Origin of the sequence: Sphingomonas sp. (assembly GCF_035944535.1) — a bacterium.
In the GTDB taxonomy this organism is placed as follows: domain Bacteria; phylum Pseudomonadota; class Alphaproteobacteria; order Sphingomonadales; family Sphingomonadaceae; genus Sphingomonas_B.
The window spans coordinates 1-19,346 of record NZ_DASZBC010000006.1 but is presented as its reverse complement, the minus strand read 5'-3'; the positions used below and the strand labels follow the sequence as shown (position 1 = coordinate 19,346).

30 protein-coding genes and 1 pseudogene are annotated in these 19,346 nt (G+C 64.3%); 5 read left to right on the top strand and 26 right to left on the bottom strand.

Going from position 1 to position 19,346, the window contains the following annotated elements:
• Nucleotides 1–396: 396 nt before the first annotated feature.
• Both VGT77_RS05010 and VGT77_RS05005 read left to right on the top strand, forming a co-directional pair.
• The gene (locus tag VGT77_RS05010) at nucleotides 397–576 is read left to right on the top strand and encodes a hypothetical protein (protein ID WP_327460200.1); all 180 of its coding nucleotides are present in this window, start codon (nucleotides 397–399) and stop codon (nucleotides 574–576) included.
• Nucleotides 577–622: 46 nt separating this feature from the next.
• Nucleotides 623–1,552 (top strand): hypothetical protein, encoded by a 930-nt coding sequence (locus VGT77_RS05005; protein WP_327460198.1) that lies wholly within the window; start codon nucleotides 623–625, stop codon nucleotides 1,550–1,552.
• A 138-nt stretch (nucleotides 1,553–1,690) separates the two neighbouring features.
• On the opposite strand, the gene rpmD is transcribed toward VGT77_RS05005, so the two are convergent.
• The 26 genes from rpmD to VGT77_RS04875 form a co-directional block, all read right to left on the bottom strand.
• The gene (gene rpmD / locus VGT77_RS05000; RefSeq protein WP_046347151.1) at nucleotides 1,691–1,870 is read right to left on the bottom strand and encodes a 50S ribosomal protein L30; all 180 of its coding nucleotides are present in this window, start codon (nucleotides 1,868–1,870) and stop codon (nucleotides 1,691–1,693) included.
• A gap of 4 nt (nucleotides 1,871–1,874) precedes the next feature.
• Nucleotides 1,875–2,600, bottom strand: coding sequence for a 30S ribosomal protein S5 (rpsE, locus tag VGT77_RS04995; protein ID WP_327460196.1), 726 nt, complete (start codon nucleotides 2,598–2,600; stop codon nucleotides 1,875–1,877).
• Complete coding sequence (gene rplR, locus VGT77_RS04990; protein WP_327460194.1) at nucleotides 2,601–2,954, bottom strand: 50S ribosomal protein L18; 354 nt, start codon at nucleotides 2,952–2,954, stop codon at nucleotides 2,601–2,603.
• Complete coding sequence (gene rplF, locus VGT77_RS04985) at nucleotides 2,954–3,487, bottom strand: 50S ribosomal protein L6 (RefSeq protein WP_327460193.1); 534 nt, start codon at nucleotides 3,485–3,487, stop codon at nucleotides 2,954–2,956. Before rplF ends, rplR begins: the two co-directional genes overlap by 1 nt.
• Before the next feature lie 2 nt (nucleotides 3,488–3,489).
• Complete coding sequence (gene rpsH, locus VGT77_RS04980) at nucleotides 3,490–3,885, bottom strand: 30S ribosomal protein S8 (RefSeq protein WP_327460192.1); 396 nt, start codon at nucleotides 3,883–3,885, stop codon at nucleotides 3,490–3,492.
• 10 nt (nucleotides 3,886–3,895) lie between these two features.
• Entirely contained in the window at nucleotides 3,896–4,201 is a 306-nt protein-coding gene (rpsN, locus tag VGT77_RS04975) for a 30S ribosomal protein S14 (protein ID WP_171130790.1), read from the bottom strand.
• 20 nt (nucleotides 4,202–4,221) lie between these two features.
• Entirely contained in the window at nucleotides 4,222–4,806 is a 585-nt protein-coding gene (gene rplE, locus VGT77_RS04970) for a 50S ribosomal protein L5 (RefSeq protein ID WP_327460191.1), read from the bottom strand.
• Nucleotides 4,799–5,119 (bottom strand): 50S ribosomal protein L24, encoded by a 321-nt coding sequence (gene rplX, locus VGT77_RS04965; RefSeq protein WP_327460190.1) that lies wholly within the window; start codon nucleotides 5,117–5,119, stop codon nucleotides 4,799–4,801. The genes rplE and rplX overlap by 8 nt, the downstream gene beginning before the upstream one ends.
• A 2-nt stretch (nucleotides 5,120–5,121) precedes the next feature.
• Nucleotides 5,122–5,490, bottom strand: a complete 369-nt coding sequence (rplN, locus tag VGT77_RS04960; protein ID WP_171130784.1) for a 50S ribosomal protein L14 — start codon at nucleotides 5,488–5,490, stop codon at nucleotides 5,122–5,124.
• A 12-nt stretch (nucleotides 5,491–5,502) separates the two neighbouring features.
• The gene (gene rpsQ, locus VGT77_RS04955) at nucleotides 5,503–5,775 is read right to left on the bottom strand and encodes a 30S ribosomal protein S17 (RefSeq protein ID WP_327460185.1); all 273 of its coding nucleotides are present in this window, start codon (nucleotides 5,773–5,775) and stop codon (nucleotides 5,503–5,505) included.
• 13 nt (nucleotides 5,776–5,788) lie between these two features.
• A complete protein-coding gene (gene rpmC, locus VGT77_RS04950) occupies nucleotides 5,789–5,989 on the bottom strand; it encodes a 50S ribosomal protein L29 (protein ID WP_327460183.1) in 201 nt (66 codons plus the stop codon).
• Nucleotides 5,986–6,423, bottom strand: coding sequence for a 50S ribosomal protein L16 (rplP, locus tag VGT77_RS04945; RefSeq protein ID WP_327460181.1), 438 nt, complete (start codon nucleotides 6,421–6,423; stop codon nucleotides 5,986–5,988). The genes rpmC and rplP overlap by 4 nt, the downstream gene beginning before the upstream one ends.
• Nucleotides 6,424–6,435: 12 nt before the next feature.
• Nucleotides 6,436–7,143 (bottom strand): 30S ribosomal protein S3, encoded by a 708-nt coding sequence (rpsC, locus tag VGT77_RS04940; protein ID WP_327460179.1) that lies wholly within the window; start codon nucleotides 7,141–7,143, stop codon nucleotides 6,436–6,438.
• On the bottom strand, nucleotides 7,143–7,520 hold the full coding sequence (gene rplV, locus VGT77_RS04935) for a 50S ribosomal protein L22 (RefSeq protein WP_327460177.1): 378 nt from the start codon (nucleotides 7,518–7,520) through the stop codon (nucleotides 7,143–7,145). The genes rpsC and rplV overlap by 1 nt, the downstream gene beginning before the upstream one ends.
• Nucleotides 7,520–7,795, bottom strand: a complete 276-nt coding sequence (gene rpsS, locus VGT77_RS04930; RefSeq protein ID WP_327460175.1) for a 30S ribosomal protein S19 — start codon at nucleotides 7,793–7,795, stop codon at nucleotides 7,520–7,522. Before rpsS ends, rplV begins: the two co-directional genes overlap by 1 nt.
• A 3-nt stretch (nucleotides 7,796–7,798) precedes the next feature.
• Nucleotides 7,799–8,635 (bottom strand): 50S ribosomal protein L2, encoded by an 837-nt coding sequence (gene rplB / locus VGT77_RS04925; protein WP_327460173.1) that lies wholly within the window; start codon nucleotides 8,633–8,635, stop codon nucleotides 7,799–7,801.
• A gap of 4 nt (nucleotides 8,636–8,639) precedes the next feature.
• A complete protein-coding gene (locus VGT77_RS04920; protein ID WP_327460171.1) occupies nucleotides 8,640–8,948 on the bottom strand; it encodes a 50S ribosomal protein L23 in 309 nt (102 codons plus the stop codon).
• Nucleotides 8,941–9,567 carry a 50S ribosomal protein L4 gene (gene rplD, locus VGT77_RS04915; protein WP_327460169.1) on the bottom strand — a complete coding sequence of 209 codons (627 nt, stop codon included), beginning with the start codon at nucleotides 9,565–9,567 and terminating at the stop codon, nucleotides 8,941–8,943. Before rplD ends, VGT77_RS04920 begins: the two co-directional genes overlap by 8 nt.
• A 2-nt stretch (nucleotides 9,568–9,569) precedes the next feature.
• Nucleotides 9,570–10,322, bottom strand: coding sequence for a 50S ribosomal protein L3 (rplC, locus tag VGT77_RS04910; RefSeq protein ID WP_327460167.1), 753 nt, complete (start codon nucleotides 10,320–10,322; stop codon nucleotides 9,570–9,572).
• Between the two features lie 286 nt (nucleotides 10,323–10,608).
• The gene (rpsJ, locus tag VGT77_RS04905) at nucleotides 10,609–10,920 is read right to left on the bottom strand and encodes a 30S ribosomal protein S10 (RefSeq protein WP_046347132.1); all 312 of its coding nucleotides are present in this window, start codon (nucleotides 10,918–10,920) and stop codon (nucleotides 10,609–10,611) included.
• Nucleotides 10,921–11,129: 209 nt separating this feature from the next.
• A complete protein-coding gene (gene tuf / locus VGT77_RS04900; RefSeq protein ID WP_327460165.1) occupies nucleotides 11,130–12,320 on the bottom strand; it encodes an elongation factor Tu in 1,191 nt (396 codons plus the stop codon).
• Nucleotides 12,321–12,402: 82 nt separating this feature from the next.
• Nucleotides 12,403–14,478, bottom strand: coding sequence for an elongation factor G (fusA, locus tag VGT77_RS04895; RefSeq protein ID WP_327460163.1), 2,076 nt, complete (start codon nucleotides 14,476–14,478; stop codon nucleotides 12,403–12,405).
• A 69-nt stretch (nucleotides 14,479–14,547) separates the two neighbouring features.
• Nucleotides 14,548–15,018 (bottom strand): 30S ribosomal protein S7, encoded by a 471-nt coding sequence (rpsG, locus tag VGT77_RS04890; RefSeq protein ID WP_327460161.1) that lies wholly within the window; start codon nucleotides 15,016–15,018, stop codon nucleotides 14,548–14,550.
• Between the two features lie 45 nt (nucleotides 15,019–15,063).
• A complete protein-coding gene (gene rpsL, locus VGT77_RS04885; RefSeq protein WP_019831557.1) occupies nucleotides 15,064–15,435 on the bottom strand; it encodes a 30S ribosomal protein S12 in 372 nt (123 codons plus the stop codon).
• Nucleotides 15,436–15,652: 217 nt separating this feature from the next.
• Complete coding sequence (locus VGT77_RS04880) at nucleotides 15,653–16,078, bottom strand: DUF6165 family protein (RefSeq protein ID WP_327460143.1); 426 nt, start codon at nucleotides 16,076–16,078, stop codon at nucleotides 15,653–15,655.
• Nucleotides 16,075–16,956, bottom strand: coding sequence for a glycosyltransferase family 9 protein (locus VGT77_RS04875; RefSeq protein WP_327460141.1), 882 nt, complete (start codon nucleotides 16,954–16,956; stop codon nucleotides 16,075–16,077). Before VGT77_RS04875 ends, VGT77_RS04880 begins: the two co-directional genes overlap by 4 nt.
• Nucleotides 16,957–17,176: 220 nt before the next feature.
• Between VGT77_RS04875 and VGT77_RS04870 the strand changes: the two genes are divergently transcribed.
• The 3 genes and pseudogenes from VGT77_RS04870 to VGT77_RS04860 all read left to right on the top strand — a co-directional run.
• A complete protein-coding gene (locus VGT77_RS04870; RefSeq protein WP_327460139.1) occupies nucleotides 17,177–17,989 on the top strand; it encodes a TIGR04290 family methyltransferase in 813 nt (270 codons plus the stop codon).
• Nucleotides 17,986–18,990, top strand: a complete 1,005-nt coding sequence (locus VGT77_RS04865) for a glycosyl hydrolase (RefSeq protein WP_327460136.1) — start codon at nucleotides 17,986–17,988, stop codon at nucleotides 18,988–18,990. The genes VGT77_RS04870 and VGT77_RS04865 overlap by 4 nt, the downstream gene beginning before the upstream one ends.
• Nucleotides 18,990–19,346: pseudogene (locus VGT77_RS04860) on the top strand (inositol-3-phosphate synthase); the annotation flags it as partial. The gene VGT77_RS04865 and the pseudogene VGT77_RS04860, both read left to right, overlap by 1 nt.

Sequence of the window (19,346 nt, the reverse complement as noted above, 5' to 3'; positions counted from 1 at the left end):
TCGCGCAGATTGATGGAAGCGGCGGCGCATAGCGGGGGTGGAGGGGTTTGTCACGGGAGAAAGCGCGTTCGATCAACCCGCGCCGATTCGTGACAGCCAAACGTCAACTATATATTGAACATCAACTGGACTAACAAGATCGATATAAGATACTATATAGGCCACGTAGATTTCGCCGCGCTGCTAGTCACTTCGGCCATGTCTCATAATAAACGTGATAAGGCGGGATCAGTAATGGCTTCAGGTTTCTTCATGGCATACGCGCTCGGCGCCGCGGTCTTATTCTCGTTCCTGTTATGCCTTTTGGCATTCATTCCGAATTGGGGCCGTCGCAACATGGCCGGCTATGGCCGCAGCCCTGTTCACACGCGCAAGTCGCGGCTTAGGGCCTAGACCATGTCGATCGTTGAACACGCGGTCCTGAACCCTGTCGATTGGTCCACCTCCGGAATCGCGACTGATTGGCGCAGCGGCATAGGGGAGCGCACCAGGCAGTTGTGGGACACGTTCAGCAACGATCTCAAGATCGCGCTCGCCAAGGACGCGCAAGATCTTCTGCTTGCCGGGCCGCCTTAGCGCCCGCGCACTCCACCCCTGATTTCTTCTAGAAAGTGAAACGCACTTGAAAATGCACCACCTCCTCGTCGCTGCCAGCGGCGCTATCCTCCTCGCGGTTCCGGCCACCGCAATCGCTCAGGATCAGCAATATTACCAGCAGTCCCAGCAGCCGGGCGGAATTCTCGGGCAGTTGCTTGGCGCGGTGTTCGGGCAAACGCCCCAGGCCAGCGAACAGGTGTTCGAGTCCGATTGGAACCAGGGACGGCGTCCGTTCGAGCAACGGCGCGCCAGCCTTGACGCACGCATCGATGCCGCCGTGCGGGACGGGTCGCTCGGCAGGCGTGAGGCGGACGAGATGCGGCGGGAATATGACGCCATCGTGAGGCGTGAGAGCGAATATTTGGCCAATGGCAGCATCTCCCCTCCGCAACGCAGCGAACTCCGGTCACGCTATCGTGCGCTCGCGCAGCGCGTCGGCGGGCAGGGTTATGGCGCGGACTATGCGCAGCGGAACGACCAGGACGGCGGACGGTGGCAGATGCTGTCGACCCGAAGCACTGCGTTTGAGCAGCGAATCAACGACCGTCTGCGCTCCCGCGACCTGACCCGAGCCGAGGCAGTGCGGCTAAGGGCGGACTGGCGCACCCTGTCGCAGCTGGAAGCGAACTATCAGCGGGACGGCATCGATCAGCGCGAGCAAGCGGATCTTTGGGCGCGCTACAATATAATCAACGACCGTCTTGGCGATGACGGCAGCGATAGCCCCGAAGGCGCGATGAACCGGTGGAGCGATGTCGAGCGCCGCCTTGCGGCATCCGAGCAAAATGGCCGGGTGACGCGCAACGACGCTGCCCAGATGAGGGCGCAACTGGGCGACCTCGCACGGCTGGATGCAGCCTATGGCGTCGGCGGATATAGTGCCGACCAGCGGGCCTATCTCGACCGGCGACATGCCGAGTTGATCCAGTCGCTCGGTTCGGTCGCCCGGAGGTAAGCGGTCCCAAAGCGCCGATGCGCCTCGATCCACGGCCATCGGCTGCGGAAAGGGAGCCGCACCCTCGGAACCTAAAGAAAAAAGCCCGGAGCGGCGATGCCGTCCCGGGCTTTCCCTTTGCGTCTGGAGACTGTGGAGTTACCCCTCCAGTACCTCAACCATGTGCGGCAGCTTGCGGATCATGCCGCGGACTTCGGGGGTGTCCTCGAGTTCGCTGACCTTGTGCATCTTGTTGAGGCCCAGGCCGATCAGCGTCGCGCGCTGATCCTTGGTGCGGCGGATCGGGGAGCCGATCTGCTTGATCTTGATCTTGGCCATCAGATTACTCCGTCACCATCGCCGCGTCGGCCTCTGCAGAAGCCGCCGAAGCGTTCTGCGCGCGGCCGAGCAGGTCGGCGATCTTCTTGCCGCGGCGCTGCGCGACGCTCTTGGGCGAGGTCTGCTCGCCTAGCGCCTCGAAGGTAGCGCGGATCATGTTATAGGGGTTGGACGTGCCGACCGACTTGGTCACCACATCGGCCACGCCCAGGCTTTCGAAGATGGCGCGCATCGGGCCGCCGGCGATGATGCCGGTGCCCTGCGGCGCGGAGCGCAGCGTCACGCGGCCGGCGCCGAAGTGGCCGTTGCCGTCGTGATGCAGCGTACGGCCCTCGCGGAGCGGTACGCGGATCATCTTCTTCTTGGCCGAAGCAGTCGCCTTGGAGATGGCTTCCGGCACTTCGCGCGCCTTGCCGTGGCCGAAGCCGACCCGGCCCTTGCCGTCGCCGACGACGACGAGCGCCGCAAAGCCGAAGCGCTTGCCGCCCTTCACGGTCTTGGAGACGCGATTGATGTGGACGAGCTTCTCGATCAGCTCTTCGCCACCCTCTTCGCCGCCCCGGCGGTCGTCGCGACGCCCGCGATTGCCATCACGGCCACCACGGCCACGATTGTCACCGCCGCCCCGGCCGCGACCGCCGCGGGGCCCGCGGCCCTGGCGCTCGCCTTCCGGAGGAGCACCGGCGGCCGCTTCGGGAGCGCCAGCCTGGATTTCGTTTTCGTCAGCCATTTAGAACTCCAATCCGCCTTCGCGGGCGGCATCAGCGAGCGCCTTGACGCGCCCGTGGAACAGGAAGCCGCCGCGATCGAAGACCACGGCCTTCACGCCCGCAGCAGCGGCGCGCTCGGCGACCCGCTTGCCCACGGTCGCCGCCGCATCCTTGGTCGCACCGGCGGACCCACGCAGATCCTTGTCGAGCGTCGAGGCGGCAGCGATGGTGCGGCCGGCTTCGTCGTCGATCACCTGGGCGTAGATGTGGCGGCCCGAACGATGAATCGACAGGCGCGGACGCGAGCCGGCGCGGGCGCGGAGCGAGGTCCGCACGCGCTGGCGGCGCTTTTCGAAGAGGGAGAGCTTCGCCATTACTTCTTCTTCCCTTCCTTGCGGAAGATATACTCGCCGCGATACTTGATGCCCTTGCCCTTGTACGGCTCGGGCTTCCGCCAGCGGCGAATCTCGGCGGCGACCTGGCCGACCTTCTGCTTGTCGATGCCGGTGATGTTGACCGTCGTCTGATCGGGCGTCGCGATCGTGATCCCTTCCGGGATCTCGAAGTTCACGTCGTGGCTATAGCCGAGCTGCAGCTTCAGGACCTTGCCCTGCGCCGCGGCGCGGTAGCCGACGCCGGTGATCTCGAGCGTCTTGGTGAAGCCCTCGGTCACGCCGGTGACCAGGTTCTGCACCATGGTGCGCTGCATGCCCCAAAAGGCCCGCGCGGCTTTGGTTGCGTTCGCGGGCTTCACGACAATGCCGTCGCCTTCGACCGAATAGCTGATCTCCTCGCGGAGCGGCATGGTCAGCGTGCCCTTCGGGCCCTTGACCGAGATCTGCCCGCCTTCGACCGTGGCGGTGACGCCAGCGGGGACCGGGACCGGTTTCTTTCCGATGCGGCTCATGATCAGAAGACCTCTGCGAGAACCTCGCCGCCCGCATTCTGTTCGCGCGCTTCCGCGTCGGACAGAACGCCCTTGGGCGTCGAGACGATGGTGATGCCCAGGCCGTTGCGCACGCGCGGCAGCTCCTTGCTGCCCGAATAGACGCGGCGGCCCGGCTTCGAGACGCGGGCAATGTGCTTGATCGCCGGCTGGCCCTCGAAATACTTGAGTTCGATGCGGAGGCCGGCATGGCCCGCAACTTCTTCCTCGCGATAGCCGCGGATATAGCCTTCGCGCTGCAGCACATCGAGCACGCGGGCGCGCAGCTTGGAAGCGGGCGTGGTCACGCTATCCTTGCGAGCCTGCTGGCCGTTGCGGATACGGGTGAGCAGATCGCCCAGGGGATCGGTCAAAGCCATATTCTGATCCTTACCAGCTCGACTTGGTCACGCCGGGGATCAGGCCCTTATTGGCCAGATCGCGCAGCATCACGCGAGCGAGACGGAACTTGCGATAATAAGCGCGCGGACGGCCGGTGATCTCACACCGGTTGCGGATTCGCGTCGGATTCGCGTTGCGGGGCAGCTCGGCCATCTTGAGGCGCGCAATGAGACGCTCGGTCTCGTCGCGGCTCTCATCGTTCGCGATCGCCTTCAACTTCGCGTACTTGGGTGCGTACTGCTTGACGAGCTTCTTGCGACGCTCGTTCTTGTTCACGGAACTCAGTTTCGCCATGACTTAAGTTCTCCAGGCCCTCAGGCCGCTTGCTTCTGTTCGTCCGCGTCTTCACGCGGGAACGGGAAGCCGAACAGACGCAGCAGCTCGCGCGCTTCATCGTCGGTCTTCGCAGTGGTGGTGACGATCACGTCCATGCCGCGCACCTTTTCGATGCGGTCATAGTTGATCTCGGGGAACACGATCTGTTCCTTAAGACCCATCGCATAATTGCCGCGGCCGTCGAACGACTTGGCATTGAGGCCGCGAAAGTCGCGGACGCGCGGCAGCGCAATGGTGATCAGGCGGTCGAGGAACTCGTACATCCGCTCGCGGCGCAGGGTGACCTTGCAGCCGATCGGCATGCCTTCACGCAGCTTGAACTGCGCGATCGACTTCTTCGCCTTGGTGATGACAGGCTTCTGGCCGGCAATCGCTTCCATCTCGGCAGCGGCCGCTTCGACCTTCTTCTTGTCCTGCGTCGCTTCGCCCACGCCCATGTTGAGCACGATCTTTTCGATCTTGGGCACTTCCATGCGGTTCTTGTAGCCGAACTTCTCCGTCATCGCCTTGACGATGACGTCGTCGTACCGCTGCTTCATCCGCGGGGTATAGGTATCAGCCATTGATGGCCTCCCCTGACTTGACGGCCACGCGGACCTTCTTGCCATCGCGCACTTCAAAGCGGACGCGGGTGGCCTTGCCCGTCTTCGGGTCGGCAAGCGCGACCTTCGACACGTGCAGCGGCGCTTCCGTGCGCTCCAGGCCACCCTGTGGGTTTATCTGGCTCGGCTTCTTGTGGCGCGTGGCGATGTTGATGCCCGAAACGACCACCTTGCCGTCCTTCGGAATCGCGCGAGTGACTTCGCCTGTCTTGCCCTTGTCCTTGCCGGACAGGACGACGACCTTGTCACCCTTTTTGATCTTGGCGGATGCCATGATTACAAAACCTCCGGCGCCAGGCTGATGATCTTCATGTGACCCTTGGCGCGCAGTTCGCGAACCACCGGGCCGAAGATACGGGTTCCGATCGGCTCTTCGTTCTTGTTGACCAGCACCGCGGCATTGCCGTCGAAGCGGATCGTCGAACCGTCCGGACGGTGAATGTCCTTGGCGGTGCGGACGATGACGGCGCGGTGCACGTCACCCTTCTTCACCTTGCCGCGAGGGGCCGCTTCCTTGATCGACACGACGATGATGTCGCCGACGCCGGCGGTGCGGCGCTTGGAGCCGCCCAGCACCTTGATGCACTGGACGCGCTTGGCGCCCGAGTTGTCGGCGACGTCCAGGTTGGACTGCATCTGAATCATGGCAGGTCCTCCTTAGCCTTCGGCCGACGCACGCTCAGGCGTGGTCCGGGCAGCGACGCGTTCGATCACGCGCCAGGTCTTGAGTTTGGAGATCGGCGCGGTTTCTTCGATCCGCACCGTCTCGCCCTCGCGAAACTCATTGCCCTCGTCATGGGCATGGTATTTTTTCGACCGGCGGATGATCTTGCCGTAGAGCGGGTGCTTCACCTTGCGCTCCACACGGACGACCACCGTTTTGTCGGTCTTGTCGGAGACGATCGTCCCCGTCAGCACGCGCTTCGGCATGTTTCCGTTATCCTTACTTCGCAGCCGAGCGCGCGCGCTCGGACTGCAGCGTCTTGATGCGCGCGATGGTGCGACGCACTTCGCGGACCCGCGACGGCTTTTCCAGCTGGCTGGTCGCCGCCTGGAAGCGGAGGTTGAAGGCCTCGCGCTTCAGCTGGCCGAGCTGATCGGCGAGCTGGTCGTCGGTCATCGGCGTGAGCTCGCTCTGCTTCACTTGCCTGCTCCCAGGTGCGAGGTGTCGCCCAGGCGGGCCACGACCTTGGTCTTGATCGGCAGCTTCATCGCGGCGCGGCTGAAAGCGACCGCGGCAATGTCGCCGGGAACGCCGTCCAGCTCGAACAGGATGCGGCCGGGCTTGACGCGGGCGACCCAATATTCGGGCGCGCCCTTACCGGAGCCCATGCGGACTTCGGCCGGCTTGGACGAGACCGGCACGTCCGGGAAGATGCGGATCCACAAGCGGCCCTGGCGCTTGATGTGACGCGTGATCGCGCGGCGAGCCGCCTCGATCTGGCGCGCGGTGATCCGCTCCGGCTCCATCGCCTTCAGGCCATAGGCGCCGAAGTTCAGCGTGGTGCCGCCGGGAGCGTCGCCGGAAATCCGGCCCTTGAACGCCTTGCGGAACTTGGTGCGTTTCGGTTGCAGCATGTTCTGTTATCCTTAGCGACGCTCATCGCGCGCCGGGCGCACGCCCGACGTCTGCGCTTCCATCATCAGGCGGTCGGTCGCCGTCGGATCATGGCCCAGGATCTCGCCCTTGAAGATCCAGACCTTGACGCCGCACACGCCATAAGCGGTGTGGGCCTCGGCCTCGGCATAATCGACGTTCGCACGCAACGTGTGCAGCGGCACCCGGCCCTCGCGATACCATTCGGTCCGCGCGATCTCGGCGCCGCCGAGACGGCCTGCGCAAGTGATACGGATGCCTTCCGCGCCCAGACGCAGCGCCGACTGCACCGCACGCTTCATGGCGCGGCGGAAGGCGATGCGGCGCTCGAGCTGGTCCGCAACCGATTGGGCGACAAGCTTGGAGTCGATCTCAGGCTTGCGGATCTCGACGATGTTCAGCGATACGTCGGAAGCGGTCATCTCGTTGAGCTTCTTGCGAAGCTTCTCGATGTCCGCGCCCTTCTTGCCGATGATCACGCCCGGACGCGCGGCATAGACGGAGATGCGGCAGAGCTTCGCCGGACGCTCGATCACCACCTTGGAGATCGCCGCCTGCGGCAGCGTCTTCATGATGTATTTGCGGATCTTGAGGTCCTCGAGAAGCAGACGGCCATAGTCGTCCCCTTCGGCAAACCAGCGGCTGTCCCAGGTCCGGTTGATCTGCAGGCGCAGACCGATCGGGTTCGATTTCTGACCCATTATGCTTCTTCCTGCTCGCGCACGACGATGCGAAGACGGCTGAACGGCTTCACGATCCGGGTCGAACGACCACGGGCGCGCGTGGCGAACCGCTTCATCGAGATCGACTTGCCGACGCTGGCTTCCTTGATGACCAGCGCGTCGACGTCGAGATTGTGGTTGTTCTCGGCGTTCGCAATGGCGGACGCGAGCACCTTGCGCACCTCGACGGCCATGGCCTTGGGCGAGAACTGAAGGATGCTCATCGCTTCCCCGGCCTTGCGCCCGCGGATCAGGGCCGCGACGAGGTTGAGCTTCTGCGCGCTGCCGCGGATGGTGGTGCCAACCGCCAGCGCTTCCTTGTCGCCGACGCGACGCGGAGCTGCCTGCTTGCCCATTAGCGCTTGCCCTTCTTGTCGGCGGCGTGGCCGGGGAAGAAGCGGGTCGGCGCGAACTCGCCGAGCTTCATGCCTACCATGTCTTCGTTGACGGACACCGGCACGAACTTGCGGCCGTTATAGACGTTGAACGTCAGCCCGACGAACTGCGGCAGGATGGTGGAGCGGCGCGACCAGGTCTTGATCGGCGCGCGGCCACCGGATTCCTGCGCGGTCTCGGCCTTCTTCAGAAGGCTGAGTTCGACGAACGGACCTTTCCAGACGGAACGGGCCATCTCTTAACCCTTCTTCTTCGCGTGACGGCTGCGGATGATCATCTTGTCCGTCGCCTTGTTGTGACGGGTGCGCGCACCCTTGGTCGGCTTGCCCCACGGTGTGACCGGATGACGGCCGCCCGAAGTCCGGCCCTCACCACCGCCATGCGGGTGGTCGACCGGGTTCTTGGCGACGCCGCGGGTCAGCGGGCGCTTACCCAGCCAGCGGTTGCGGCCGGCCTTGGCGAGGTTCTGGTTGGCGTTGTCCGGGTTAGACACGGCGCCGACCGTGCACATGCACTCGCCGCGGATATAGCGCTGCTCGCCCGAGTTCAGGCGGACGATCACCATGCCGCGGTCGCGGCCGACGACCTGCACATAAGTGCCCGCCGAGCGCGCGATCTGACCGCCCTTGCCGGGCTTCATCTCCACATTGTGGACGATGGTGCCGACCGGAACCTGGCCGATTTCCATCGCATTGCCCGGCTTCACGTCGGTCTTCTTGCCAGCCACGATGACGTCGCCCGCACCCAGGCGCTGCGGCGCCAGGATATAGGCAAGCTCGCCATCCTCATACTTGACCAACGCGATGAAGGCGGTGCGGTTGGGATCATATTCGATCCGCTCGACCGTCGCCGACATGTCCCATTTGCGGCGCTTGAAATCGACATAGCGATAGCGCTGCTTGTGACCGCCGCCGATACCGCGCGACGTGACATGGCCCTTGTTGTTGCGGCCGCCCGTCTTGCGCTTGCCTTCGGTCAGCGCCTTGACCGGCTTGCCCTTATAGAGGCTCGACCGGTCAACCAGGATCAGGCCACGGCGGGCCGGGCTGGTCGGGTTATATTGCTTGAGCGCCATTGCCTCAGATTCCCGTGGTCACGTCGATGGTGTCGCCGTCCTTCAGCGTCACGATCGCTTTTTTGACGTCCGAACGCGTGTAGGGCTTGCCCTTCCAGCGCTTGGTCTTGCCCTTCTGGTTCAGAGTATTGACGCCGGTCACGGTCACGTTGAACAGCGCCTCCACGGCCGCCTTGATCTGCGGCTTGGTGGCATCGCCCGCGACCTTGAACACAACCGCATTGTGTTCCGAAAGCAGCGTCGACTTTTCGGTGATGTGCGGCGCGACCACCACGTCATAGTGACGCGTGTCGACCGTCTGGGTCTTAGCCATTGAACCGGGCCTCCAGCTTTTCGACCGCCGCCCGGGTGAGCACCAGCGTGTCATGCTTCAGGATGTCATAGACGTTGGCGCCGATCGCCGGGAGCATGTTGATCTCGCGGAGATTGTTGGCGGCCAGCGCGAAGCTCGTCTCCACCGCATCGCCGTCGATCACCAGCGCCGTCTTGCCGAAGCCGAGGCTCTGGAGGTTGCCCACCAAAGTCTTGGTCTTGTTCTCGGCGACCGCGAGGCTGTCCATCACGATCAGCTTGCCGTCCTTGGCCTTTGACGACAGCGCCATCTTCAGGCCGAGCGCACGGATCTTCTTGTTCAGCGACGGATTGAAGTCGCGAACGCGGGCGCCGTGCGCCTTACCGCCGCCGACAAAGATCGGCGCGCGGCGATCGCCGTGACGGGCGGTGCCGCCGCCCTTCTGGCGACCGAACTTTTTGCCGGTGCGGGCGACGTCGGAACGCTCGCGGGTGCCGCGGGCAGTGCCCCGGCGCTTTTCGAGCTGCCAGGTTACGACACGGTGCAGGATGTCGGCGCGAGGCTCGAGGCCGAAAATCTCGTCCTTGAGTTCGATCTCGCCGTTACCCTTGGCGTCGAGGGTCTGAACCTTGACCTTCATGATCAGCCTTCCTGGGTCTCGGTTGCATCCGAGACGGGCGCCTCGGCGGGCGTGTCTGCGGGTGCGTCATTGTTGTTCTGCGCGGTCTTGACCGAGGCCGGATACGGCGCGTCCTTATGGCGCGCGACCTTCACGGCGTCCTTGACGGTCAGCCAGGCGCCCTTGTGGCCGGGAACGCTGCCCTTCACGAAGATCAGGCCACGCTCCACGTCGGTGCCGACGACTTCCAGGTTCTGCTGGGTGCGCTGACGGTCGCCCATGTGACCGGCCATCTTCTTGTTCTTGAAGACGCGGCCAGGATCCTGACGGTTACCGGTCGACCCGTGCGAACGGTGCGAGACCGACACACCGTGCGTCGCGCGCAGACCGCCGAAGTTCCAGCGCTTCATGGCGCCGGCGAAGCCCTTGCCCTGAGTGTGGCCCGACACGTCGACCAGCTGGCCGGCGACGAAATGGTCGGCCGAAATCTCGGCGCCGACATCGAGGAGCGCATCCTCGGCAACGCGGAACTCGACGATGCGCGCCTTCGGCTCGACTTCCGCCTTGCCGAACATACCGCGCTGCGGCTTGGCGACGTTCTTCGCCTTGGCGGTGCCGGCGCCGAGCTGCACCGCGACATAGCCGTCGCGATCCGCTTCGCGGCGCCCGATAACTTGCAGATTTTCCAGCTGCAGAACGGTTACCGGCACATGCCGGCCATCGCTCTGGAACAGGCGGGTCATCCCCATCTTCTTCGCGATCACGCCAGTGCGCATGATCCTGTCCCTTCTACACAGAGGCTCCGTCACGCCGTGGCGTTCGGGAGCGTGCCAACGAAAAAGGCCCCGGATTATCCGAGGCCCCAGCCCATGTTCGATACGCCCCCGCCCGGGCCGGATATCCGCATTGCTGCGAATGGCGGGGACGCAGGCCAGGTCACTTGGAAGTGCCCTGCGGTATCCCTTGCTATTCCGTCTTGCCGATCAGACCGGCAAACCAGCCGGCCATTCCAGGCCGGGATGACAGGGCGGTGAATCACCTGCCCCGTCGGGAGAGGCGCCCTTACGCCAGTTTGATCTCCACATCAACACCCGCGGCGAGGTCGAGCTTCATAAGCGCATCGACGGTCTGCGGGGTCGGCTGCACGATGTCGAGCATGCGCTTGTAGGTGCGCACCTCAAACTGCTCGCGCGACTTCTTGTCGACGTGCGGGCTGCGGTTGACGGTAAACTTCTCGATGCGCGTCGGGAGCGGAATGGGACCCCGGATCAGTGCGCCCGTGCGGCGGGCGGTATCGGCGATGTCGCCGGTCGCCTGGTCAAGCACGCGGTGATCGAACGCCTTCAGGCGAATCCGGATATTCTGGGTTTCCATGTCCACTACCAATGCGAAAGAGCCAACACTGCCCGATTACCCCAGCCCGTCATGCCGAACTTGGTTCGGCATAAGCTTTCCAGCGACGGATCACCGGAAGCCTTATCCCGAAACAAGTTCGGGATGACGAAGCCGGTCAGGCTTCTACTAATTGCGAACCGCCCGGCCCCCTAGTGGGAGCCGGGCGGCCACGCAAGCGGTTTTGCCGCTTACTTGATGATATTCGCGACGACGCCGGCGCCGACCGTCCGGCCGCCTTCGCGGATCGCGAAGCGCAGACCCTGGTCCATCGCGATCGGAGCGATGAGCTTCACGGTCAGCTGCACGTTATCGCCCGGCATCACCATCTCGGTGCCCTCGGGCAGCTCGACGGTGCCGGTCACGTCCGTGGTGCGGAAGTAGAACTGCGGACGATAGTTGGCGAAGAACGGCGTGTGACGGCCGCCCTCGTCCTTCGACAGGACATAGACCTCGGAGGTGAAGTCGGTGTGCGGCTTGATCGAGCCCGGCTTGCAGAGCACCTGGCCACGCTCGACCTCTTCACGGCCGACGCCGCGGATCAGCGCACCGATATTGTCGCCGGCCTGGCCCTGATCGAGCAGCTTGCGGAACATCTCGACGCCGGTGACGACGGTCTTGCGGGTGTCCTTGATGCCGACGATCTCGACTTCCTCGCCGACCTTGACGATGCCCTGCTCGACACGGCCGGTCACGACGGTGCCGCGGCCGGAGATCGAGAACACGTCTTCGATCGGCATCAGGAAGGGCTTGTCGAGCGGACGCTCCGGAGTCGGGATCCAGCTATCGACGGCCTGCATCAGCTTCAGGATCGCGTCACGGCCGATTTCCGTGTTGCTGTCCTCGAGAGCGGCAAGCGCCGAACCGGCGATGATCGGAATATTGTCGCCGTCGAAGTCGCGCTTGGAGAGCTCCTCCCGGATTTCCAGCTCGACCAGCTCGAGCAGCTCGGGATCGTCGACCTGGTCGACCTTGTTGAGGAAGACGACCATGGTCGGCACGCCGACCTGCTTGGCGAGCAAGATGTGCTCCTTGGTCTGCGGCATCGGGCCATCGGCGGCCGACACGACCAGGATCGCGCCGTCCATCTGAGCGGCGCCGGTGATCATGTTCTTCACATAGTCGGCGTGGCCCGGGCAGTCGACGTGCGCATAGTGGCGCTCGCCGGTCTCATATTCGACGTGCGCGGTCGAGATGGTGATGCCGCGCTCGCGCTCTTCCGGCGCCTTGTCGATATTGGCGTAGTCGACGAACGTCGCGCCGCCGGTCTCGGCCAGCACCTTGGTGATCGCCGCAGTCAGCGAGGTCTTGCCATGGTCGACGTGACCGATGGTGCCGATGTTCACGTGCGGCTTGTTCCGCTCGAATTTCGCTTTCGCCATTGTCTTCCTACCAGTTGAGTTTGTTTCTGCTTAGCCGCCACGGGACTCGCGAGAACGCGGCCCCATAGCGGGTGTTTTTCGTTTAGGCTAGCTTCGCCTTGACCTCGTCCGCGACGTTCTGCGGCACTTCGTCATAATGGCTGAACTGCATCGTGTACTGCGCACGGCCCTGGGTGAAGGACCGCAGCTGGTTCACATAGCCGAACATGTTGGCGAGCGGCACCAGCGCCTCGACAGTCTGCGCGTTGCCGCGGCTGTCGGTGCCCTGGATCTGACCGCGGCGGCTGTTCATGTCGCCGATGACATCGCCCAGATAGTCTTCCGGAGTCACGACCTCGACCTTCATGATCGGCTCCAAGAGCTTGATGCCCGCCTTGGCCGCCGTCTCGCGCATCGCGCCGCGGGCGCAGATTTCGAACGCCAGCGCCGAGGAGTCGACGTCGTGATAGGCGCCGTCCACCAGATGCACTTCGAAGTCGATGATCGGGAAGCCGATCAGGTGACCGGTCTCGGCCGTTTCGCGGAAGCCCTTCTCCACCGAAGGAATATATTCCTTGGGGATGTTGCCGCCCTTGATCTCGTCGAAGAACTGGAAACCGGAGCCCCGCTCGCCCGGCTTCACCTCGACCTTGACGCGGCCGAACTGGCCGGAGCCGCCCGACTGCTTCTTATGAGTGTAGTCGATCGAGACCGGCTTCGCGAGATATTCGCGATAGGCGACCTGCGGCGCGCCGACATTGGCCTCGACCTTGAACTCGCGCTTCATGCGGTCGACCAGGATCTCGAGGTGGAGCTCGCCCATCCCCTTGATGATGGTCTGGCCGCTTTCGTGATCGGTCGACACGCGGAAGGACGGGTCCTCGCGGGCGAGACGATTAAGCGCGACGCCCATCTTCTCCTGGTCGGCCTTGGTCTTGGGTTCGACCGACAGCTCGATGACGGGCTCCGGGAACTCCATCCGCTCCAGGATAATCGGTGCGTTCTGCGCGCAGAGCGTGTCGCCGGTCGTCGTGTCCTTGAGGCCCGCCAGCGCGACGATGTCGCCGGCATAGGCTTCCTGGATGTCCTCGCGGCTATTCGCATGCATCAGCAGCATGCGGCCGACCTTTTCCTTCTTGTCCTTGACCGAGTTCATCACGGTCGAGGCGGCATCCAGCTTGCCCGAATAGATGCGGGCAAAGGTCAGCGTGCCGACGAACGGGTCGTTCATGATCTTGAACGCCAACGCCGAGAACGGAGCGCTGTCGTCCGACGGACGCGAGTCCTCAGTCTCGCCATCAAGTTTCACGCCCTTGATGGCGGGAACGTCGAGCGGGCTCGGCAGATAGTCAACCACCGCGTCGAGCAACGGCTGCACGCCCTTGTTCTTGAACGCCGAGCCGCACAGCACCGGCACGAACGAGAAGTTCAACGTGCCCTTGCGGATCAGCGCCTTCAAGGTCGCGCTGTCGGGCTCGGCGCCCTCCAGATACGCTTCCATGATCGCGTCGTCCTGCTCGACGGCCATCTCGATCAGCTCCGAGCGAGCGGTCGCGGCGGCGTCCTTCAGGTCGTCCGGAATTTCCTGATACTCGAACTTGGCGCCGAGCGACTCTTCGAGCCAGATGATGGCGCGGTTCTCGACCAGATCGACCAGGCCCTTGAAGCCACTCTCGATGCCGATCGGCAGGTACAGGACGGCCGGGCGGGCGCCCAGGCGATCCTTGATCATGTCAACGCAGCGCTCGAAGCTCGCGCCGGTGCGGTCGAGCTTGTTGACGAAGCACATGCGCGGAACCTTGTACTTTTCCGCCTGGCGCCACACCGTCTCCGACTGCGGCTCCACGCCGGCAACGCCGTCGAAGCAGGCGACCGCGCCGTCGAGCACGCGCAGCGAACGCTCGACCTCGATGGTGAAGTCGACGTGGCCCGGCGTGTCGATGATGTTGATCCGGTGGTCGTTCCAGAAGCAGGTGGTCGCAGCCGACGTGATCGTGATGCCGCGCTCCTGCTCCTGCTCCATCCAGTCCATCGTGGCGGTGCCCTCATGGACCTCGCCGATCTTGTAGGACTTGCCGGTGTAATAGAGGATGCGCTCCGTCGTCGTCGTCTTGCCGGCGTCGATGTGCGCCATGATGCCGATATTGCGATAACGCTCGAGCGGATGGCTGCGGGCCATGATCGTTGCTTCCTTAACGATGCGGGGAGCGGACACGGGTGCCCGCTCCCCACGATATAGGGTCGGTTTTTACCAGCGGTAGTGGCTGAAGGCGCGGTTCGCTTCGGCCATGCGGTGCGTGTCTTCGCGCTTTTTGACGGCGTTGCCGCGGTTCTGCGCGGCGTCCATCAGCTCGCCCGACAGGCGTGCCGACATGGTCTTTTCGCTGCGGTTGCGCGCGGCGGTGATCAGCCAGCGGATTGCGAGCGCCTGCGCACGCTCGGCACGCACTTCGACCGGCACCTGATAGGTCGCACCGCCGACGCGGCGGCTGCGGACCTCGATTCCCGGCTTGATGTTGTTGAGCGCGTCATGGAACACGCCCAACGGCTCGCGCTTGGCGCGCTGTTCAACGGTCTGCAGCGCGGAATAGACAATCTGCTCAGCGACGGACTTCTTCCCGTCCAGCATCACGCTGTTCATGAACTTGGACAGGACCTGATCCCCATAGACCGGATCAGGCAGGATCTCCCGCTTCTCGGGACGACGACGACGTGCCATGACTTACTTCCTTCTCTTCAGCTCTATCCGGAACGGGTCCGGAGCTTACTTCGGACGCTTAGCGCCGTACTTGGAACGGGACTGCTTGCGGTCCTTGACACCCTGGGTGTCGAGCACGCCGCGCAGCACGTGGTAGCGCACGCCCGGCAAGTCGCGCACGCGGCCGCCGCGGATCAGCACCACCGAGTGCTCCTGAAGGTTGTGGCCTTCACCCGGAATGTAGCTGATGACTTCGCGCTGGTTGGTCAGGCGGACCTTGGCCACCTTGCGCAGCGCCGAGTTCGGCTTCTTCGGAGTCGTCGTATAGACGCGCGTGCACACACCCCGCTTCTGCGGGTTCTGCTCCATCGCAGGGACCTTGGACTTGGCCTTCTGCGGCTCGCGGCCCTTGCGGACCAGCTGGTTGATCGTCGGCATTGAAGCCCTTCACCTTGTGTTACCGGAAAGCCCGGCGGTTACTTTGTTGACGCCCGAACCATTCAAAACAAAAAAGCCCGGCGGCATCTGCCCCCCGGCCCCTCATGCGCCAACAATGTTCAAGCTTACCCGCGCGTCCAGGAGCAGCCTATCGTCACCACCGGCCTCGCGAGCGTGGCGGCCCTATAGCTTCCGAGTCCCGTGCGGTCAACGGCGTTTAGGCGGCCTCCGGACCAAGCATGAACGGCGTTTCGGCCGCACCGCGATAGCTTTTTTCCTCGACCAGTGCAGAGCCGAGCAGCGCGTTGATCCGCCGCTTGATCGCCGCCCGCTCGTCATTGCGCATATAGACGGAGCGCGCGAGGCCGATGAACTCGGGACCGAAAATACCCCTTTCCTCCTCCTCCCGGATCGCGTCCTCGATCTCCCACAAGGCGGTGTTCACCTCGCGGAGCTCGTCCATCAGCGGCGGCACGCCTGACCGGCGCAGCGCCTCCGCGCCGATTGCGGAGAGCAGCTCAAGCTCCCGCAGCACATTGGCGCGCGCGCTGGGACGTTCGATCCGTTCCCGCTTGATCTCCAGGATCGTGAGCTTGTCCAGCAACTCGCCCCAGGACACCGGCACAAGTGGCGCGTCGGTCATGCCTGCCGCTCCGCACGGCCGGTGCGGGCCCGGAGATCGCGTTCGACCTCGGCAAGCACGCTCTTCCAGTCGCCGGTGCGAGGCTGCACATAGAGCCGCATCGACGGATACCAGGGGCTGGTGCGGCGATCGGGTGCCCAGCGCCAGTCCGGGTCCGACTTGAGCAAGAGCCAAGTCGGCCTGCCGAGCGCCCCCGCCAAATGCGCGATCATCGTGTCGACGGTGATGACCAGATCCGCGCCGGCCACCAGTCCTGCCGTCGCGCCTATGTCGAACGGGCAGCCGGACGGGTTGAGAACGTCCAGTTCGGCCGGTTCAGCAACCAGGGTAAGTGTGGGGCCATGGCGGCACAGAGGAGCGAACAGCTGAGGGGAGATCGAGCGCGCTGCGTCCCATTCTCCGGCTCCATAGCATAGGGCAACTGTTCCCCGCGGCAGGATGGCCGCTGGAGCCCGGAGATACGGAACAGGCGTCACCGCAGGCGTGGCGCGCAACACGAAATCGAGTTCGGTGATGCCGAGGTCCACTTCGGAGGGCGGCAGCGGGTGCGCCGGATCGAAGGGACGCAGCTCCAGCTCATCGGAAACGGTTCGGATCAGCTCGAGCAGGCGCGGCTGCACTTCGACCGTCACCGATGCCGCTCGGGCGGCGAGCAGCGGCAGGAAGCGTGCGAACTGGATGGTGTCGCCGAGCCCATGATAGCAGCGCACCAGCACATGCCGCCCGTCGACCGGAGTGCCATCCCATACCCAGCGCAGATGGTAAGGCAGTGCGGGATCGTCGCGTGTCGCGGGATCGCGTTCGGCCAGCGTGAGCGCCGCAAGCGCCCAGCCTTCCGCATATCGCTCCTGCCGCATCGCCGCCACCCACTTCGCCATTCGCTCGCTCATCGACCAGACAAGTCGCGTCGACGCCGACTGGTTCCACCTGCGGTACGATCTGGCGCAAAATGACGGCTATTCACAGCTTTGTTGCTTGAGCGCCCCGCACAGAGGGAACAGCGTTGCAACCTGTTCGTTAGCGAAACGAAAGCCACAGCCGACGGGCGAGAAAAGGCGGCGTTTTGCCGTCACTTGCCTTCGGACAAAGGGGGCGGAGTTGAGCCGAGACGACGAACATCCCGCGGAACGACGAGAGGCTTCGCTACGTCACCGGATCGAGGCACTGGCACCCTGGTTCCACAATATCGATCTGCGCGGAATTGCGACCGCCCCGCATCATTTCTTGGGCGACTACCCCAGCTCCAAGTTCTTGCGCTTTGCCCAGGCGCTGCCGGCAGACCTGACGGGCAAGTCGGTGCTCGATATCGGCTGCAACGCAGGCTTCTATTCGGTCGAGATGAAGCGGCGGGGAGCCGAGCGCGTGCTCGGCATCGACAGCGACGACCGCTATCTGGAACAGGCGCGGCTCGCGACCGAAGCGCTCGGCTTTACCGGCGTCGAGTTCGCCAGGCTCTCCGTCTATGACGTGGCGGCGCTCGGCGAGCGTTTCGATCTCGTCATCTTCATGGGCGTGCTCTACCATCTGCGTCACCCGCTGCTCGCGCTGGACCTGATCCGCGAGCATGTCGCGGGCGACCTGATGCTGTTCCAGACGCTGCAACAGGGATCGAGCGACGTGCTCGAAGTTCCTGAGGATCATCCCTTTTTCGATCCGGAGACGGGGCGGCCGCCGGCCTTTTTCGACGATCCCGGCTACCCGAAGCTGCACTTCATCGAGCGCGAGTTCGCGCACGACTGGACCAACTGGTGGGCCCCTAACGCGGCCTGCACCATGGCGATGCTGCGCGCGGCCGGCTTCACGGTCGAGCAGACGCCTGAATCCGATGTCTATCTCTGCCGCGTCGCGCCCGTCCCTTACGCAAAGTACGGACCCGCGGCCGTCTATCCAGCTAAGGGGAATGCGCGTTGATCGAAGCCGCGATGATCTGGAACGAGCCCAACAACAAGTCGCATTGGGACCCGCAGATCGACCCAGACTGGTCGCAATTCGCCGACCATGTGATCCGCGCTGGTGAGGCGATTCGTTCCGTAAACCCCGAGATGACGCGCGTGTTGGGCGGCATGTCGCCGATCGACCCGCACTGGCTACGGCGGATGGAAGGCCATGGCGCCTTGGAGGCGGTTGATGTCGTCGCCGTGCACGGCTTCCCCCTCGACTGGAATCTATGGTCACTCAGCGCCTGGCCGGACAAGATCGCCGAGATCAAGGGCGTTACCGACAAGCCGGTCTGGGTGACGGAAGTCGGCGTCAGCTCCTTCGGCGCGGAGGAAGTGCAGGTGTTCGGGCTGGAGCGCACTGCCGAACTGCTGAAGGACGTGGTGCCGCGCATCTTCTGGTATTCGCTCTTCGACCTGCCGCAGAGCTGGGGTGCGGAGACCCGCCACCGCGAGGCCGAAGGCTCCTCCTATTACCGGCATTTCTATCTGGGCCTGATCCGCGAGGACGGGACGCCCAAGCCAGCGCTCGACGTCTATGCGCGTTACGCCGGGCAGGTCGGGCTGATGCAGTGGTTTCACTTCCATGATCCAAGGCTCGACGAGGCTGTGCAGTGGATGAAGCGGCTGGGCACGAAGCGTATCCGCACCGGCCTCAGCTGGGCAGACAGCTTCCGCCCCGGCGCGATCGACTGGTTCGACCGGCAGATGGAAGCGCTCGCCGACTTCGACGTGACCGTCACCTTCTGCTTCACGCCGCAGCATCTGGGCGTCGCGCCGCACCACACCAGCCCGGCGCAGGACCCGCAGGCCTTTGCGGATTTCTGCGCCTGGATGATCGATCGCTACGCGCCCGCGCAGGCGCAGCGGATCGAGGCGCCGATCGTGCCGATCGTTGATTGGCAGGAGCCGGAACTGAACCCGCTGAACTTCAACCGCGACGAGCGTCTCGCCGCCGAACGGAGCGCCGCCTGATGCTTTCGCCCGAACCCCATGGCATCAATGTCGCGATCGTCGGCGTGGGCAATTGCGCGAGTTCTCTGGTTCAGGGGCTGGCGCATTACCGGGAGGGTGCGAACGAGCATGTCGGGCTGATGCATTGGGAGCTGGGCGGCTACCGGCCGAGCGACATCCGCGTGGTCGCCGCCTGGGACGTGGACCAGCGCAAGGTCGGGAGAGACGTCGCCCAGGCGATCTTCGCCAAGCCGAACTGCACCGCCGTCTTTTGCGAGAAGGTGCCGCGCACCGGCGCCAGGGTGCGGATGGGCCGGGTGCTCGACGGCGTCGCCGAGCATATGGCCGACCATCCCGACGACCGCACGTTCATGCTG

Bases quoted from the DNA above. Each gene is read 5' to 3' on its own strand.
- VGT77_RS04920 (WP_327460171.1), bottom strand. From the start codon at position 8,948: ATGGCTAAGACCCAGACGGTCGACACGCGTCACTATGACGTGGTGGTC.
- rpsL (WP_019831557.1), bottom strand. From the start codon at position 15,435: ATGCCGACGATCAACCAGCTGGTCCGCAAGGGCCGCGAGCCGCAGAAG.
- rplE (WP_327460191.1), bottom strand. From the start codon at position 4,806: ATGGCTGATACCTATACCCCGCGGATGAAGCAGCGGTACGACGACGTC.
- rplR (WP_327460194.1), bottom strand. From the start codon at position 2,954: ATGGCGAAGCTCTCCCTCTTCGAAAAGCGCCGCCAGCGCGTGCGGACC.
- rpsH (WP_327460192.1), bottom strand. From the start codon at position 3,885: ATGGCTTTGACCGATCCCCTGGGCGATCTGCTCACCCGTATCCGCAAC.
- rpsQ (WP_327460185.1), bottom strand. From the start codon at position 5,775: ATGCCGAAGCGCGTGCTGACGGGGACGATCGTCTCCGACAAGACCGAC.
- rpsC (WP_327460179.1), bottom strand. From the start codon at position 7,143: ATGGGTCAGAAATCGAACCCGATCGGTCTGCGCCTGCAGATCAACCGG.
- VGT77_RS04875 (WP_327460141.1), bottom strand. From the start codon at position 16,956: ATGGCGAAGTGGGTGGCGGCGATGCGGCAGGAGCGATATGCGGAAGGC.
- rplV (WP_327460177.1), bottom strand. From the start codon at position 7,520: ATGGGCAAGCAGGCAGCTCCGCGTCGCGTCGGCGACAAGGAAGCGCTG.
- fusA (WP_327460163.1), bottom strand. From the start codon at position 14,478: ATGGCCCGCAGCCATCCGCTCGAGCGTTATCGCAATATCGGCATCATG.
- rplP (WP_327460181.1), bottom strand. From the start codon at position 6,423: ATGCTGCAACCGAAACGCACCAAGTTCCGCAAGGCGTTCAAGGGCCGG.
- rplB (WP_327460173.1), bottom strand. From the start codon at position 8,635: ATGGCGCTCAAGCAATATAACCCGACCAGCCCGGCCCGCCGTGGCCTG.
- VGT77_RS04880 (WP_327460143.1), bottom strand. From the start codon at position 16,078: ATGACCGACGCGCCACTTGTGCCGGTGTCCTGGGGCGAGTTGCTGGAC.
- rpsS (WP_327460175.1), bottom strand. From the start codon at position 7,795: ATGGCCCGTTCCGTCTGGAAAGGTCCGTTCGTCGAACTCAGCCTTCTG.
- rplF (WP_327460193.1), bottom strand. From the start codon at position 3,487: ATGAGCCGCATCGGAAAGAAACCGGTCCCGGTCCCCGCTGGCGTCACC.
- rpmD (WP_046347151.1), bottom strand. From the start codon at position 1,870: ATGGCCAAGATCAAGATCAAGCAGATCGGCTCCCCGATCCGCCGCACC.
- rpsJ (WP_046347132.1), bottom strand. From the start codon at position 10,920: ATGGAAACCCAGAATATCCGGATTCGCCTGAAGGCGTTCGATCACCGC.
- rplD (WP_327460169.1), bottom strand. From the start codon at position 9,567: ATGAAGGTCAAGGTTCAGACCCTCGACGCCAAGGGTAACGGCGAGATC.
- rpsN (WP_171130790.1), bottom strand. From the start codon at position 4,201: ATGGCGAAACTGAGTTCCGTGAACAAGAACGAGCGTCGCAAGAAGCTC.
- rplC (WP_327460167.1), bottom strand. From the start codon at position 10,322: ATGCGCACTGGCGTGATCGCGAAGAAGATGGGGATGACCCGCCTGTTC.
- rpsG (WP_327460161.1), bottom strand. From the start codon at position 15,018: ATGGCACGTCGTCGTCGTCCCGAGAAGCGGGAGATCCTGCCTGATCCG.
- rplN (WP_171130784.1), bottom strand. From the start codon at position 5,490: ATGATTCAGATGCAGTCCAACCTGGACGTCGCCGACAACTCGGGCGCC.
- tuf (WP_327460165.1), bottom strand. From the start codon at position 12,320: ATGGCGAAAGCGAAATTCGAGCGGAACAAGCCGCACGTGAACATCGGC.
- rplX (WP_327460190.1), bottom strand. From the start codon at position 5,119: ATGGCATCCGCCAAGATCAAAAAGGGTGACAAGGTCGTCGTCCTGTCC.
- VGT77_RS05010 (WP_327460200.1), top strand. From the start codon at position 397: ATGTCGATCGTTGAACACGCGGTCCTGAACCCTGTCGATTGGTCCACC.
- rpsE (WP_327460196.1), bottom strand. From the start codon at position 2,600: ATGGCTGACGAAAACGAAATCCAGGCTGGCGCTCCCGAAGCGGCCGCC.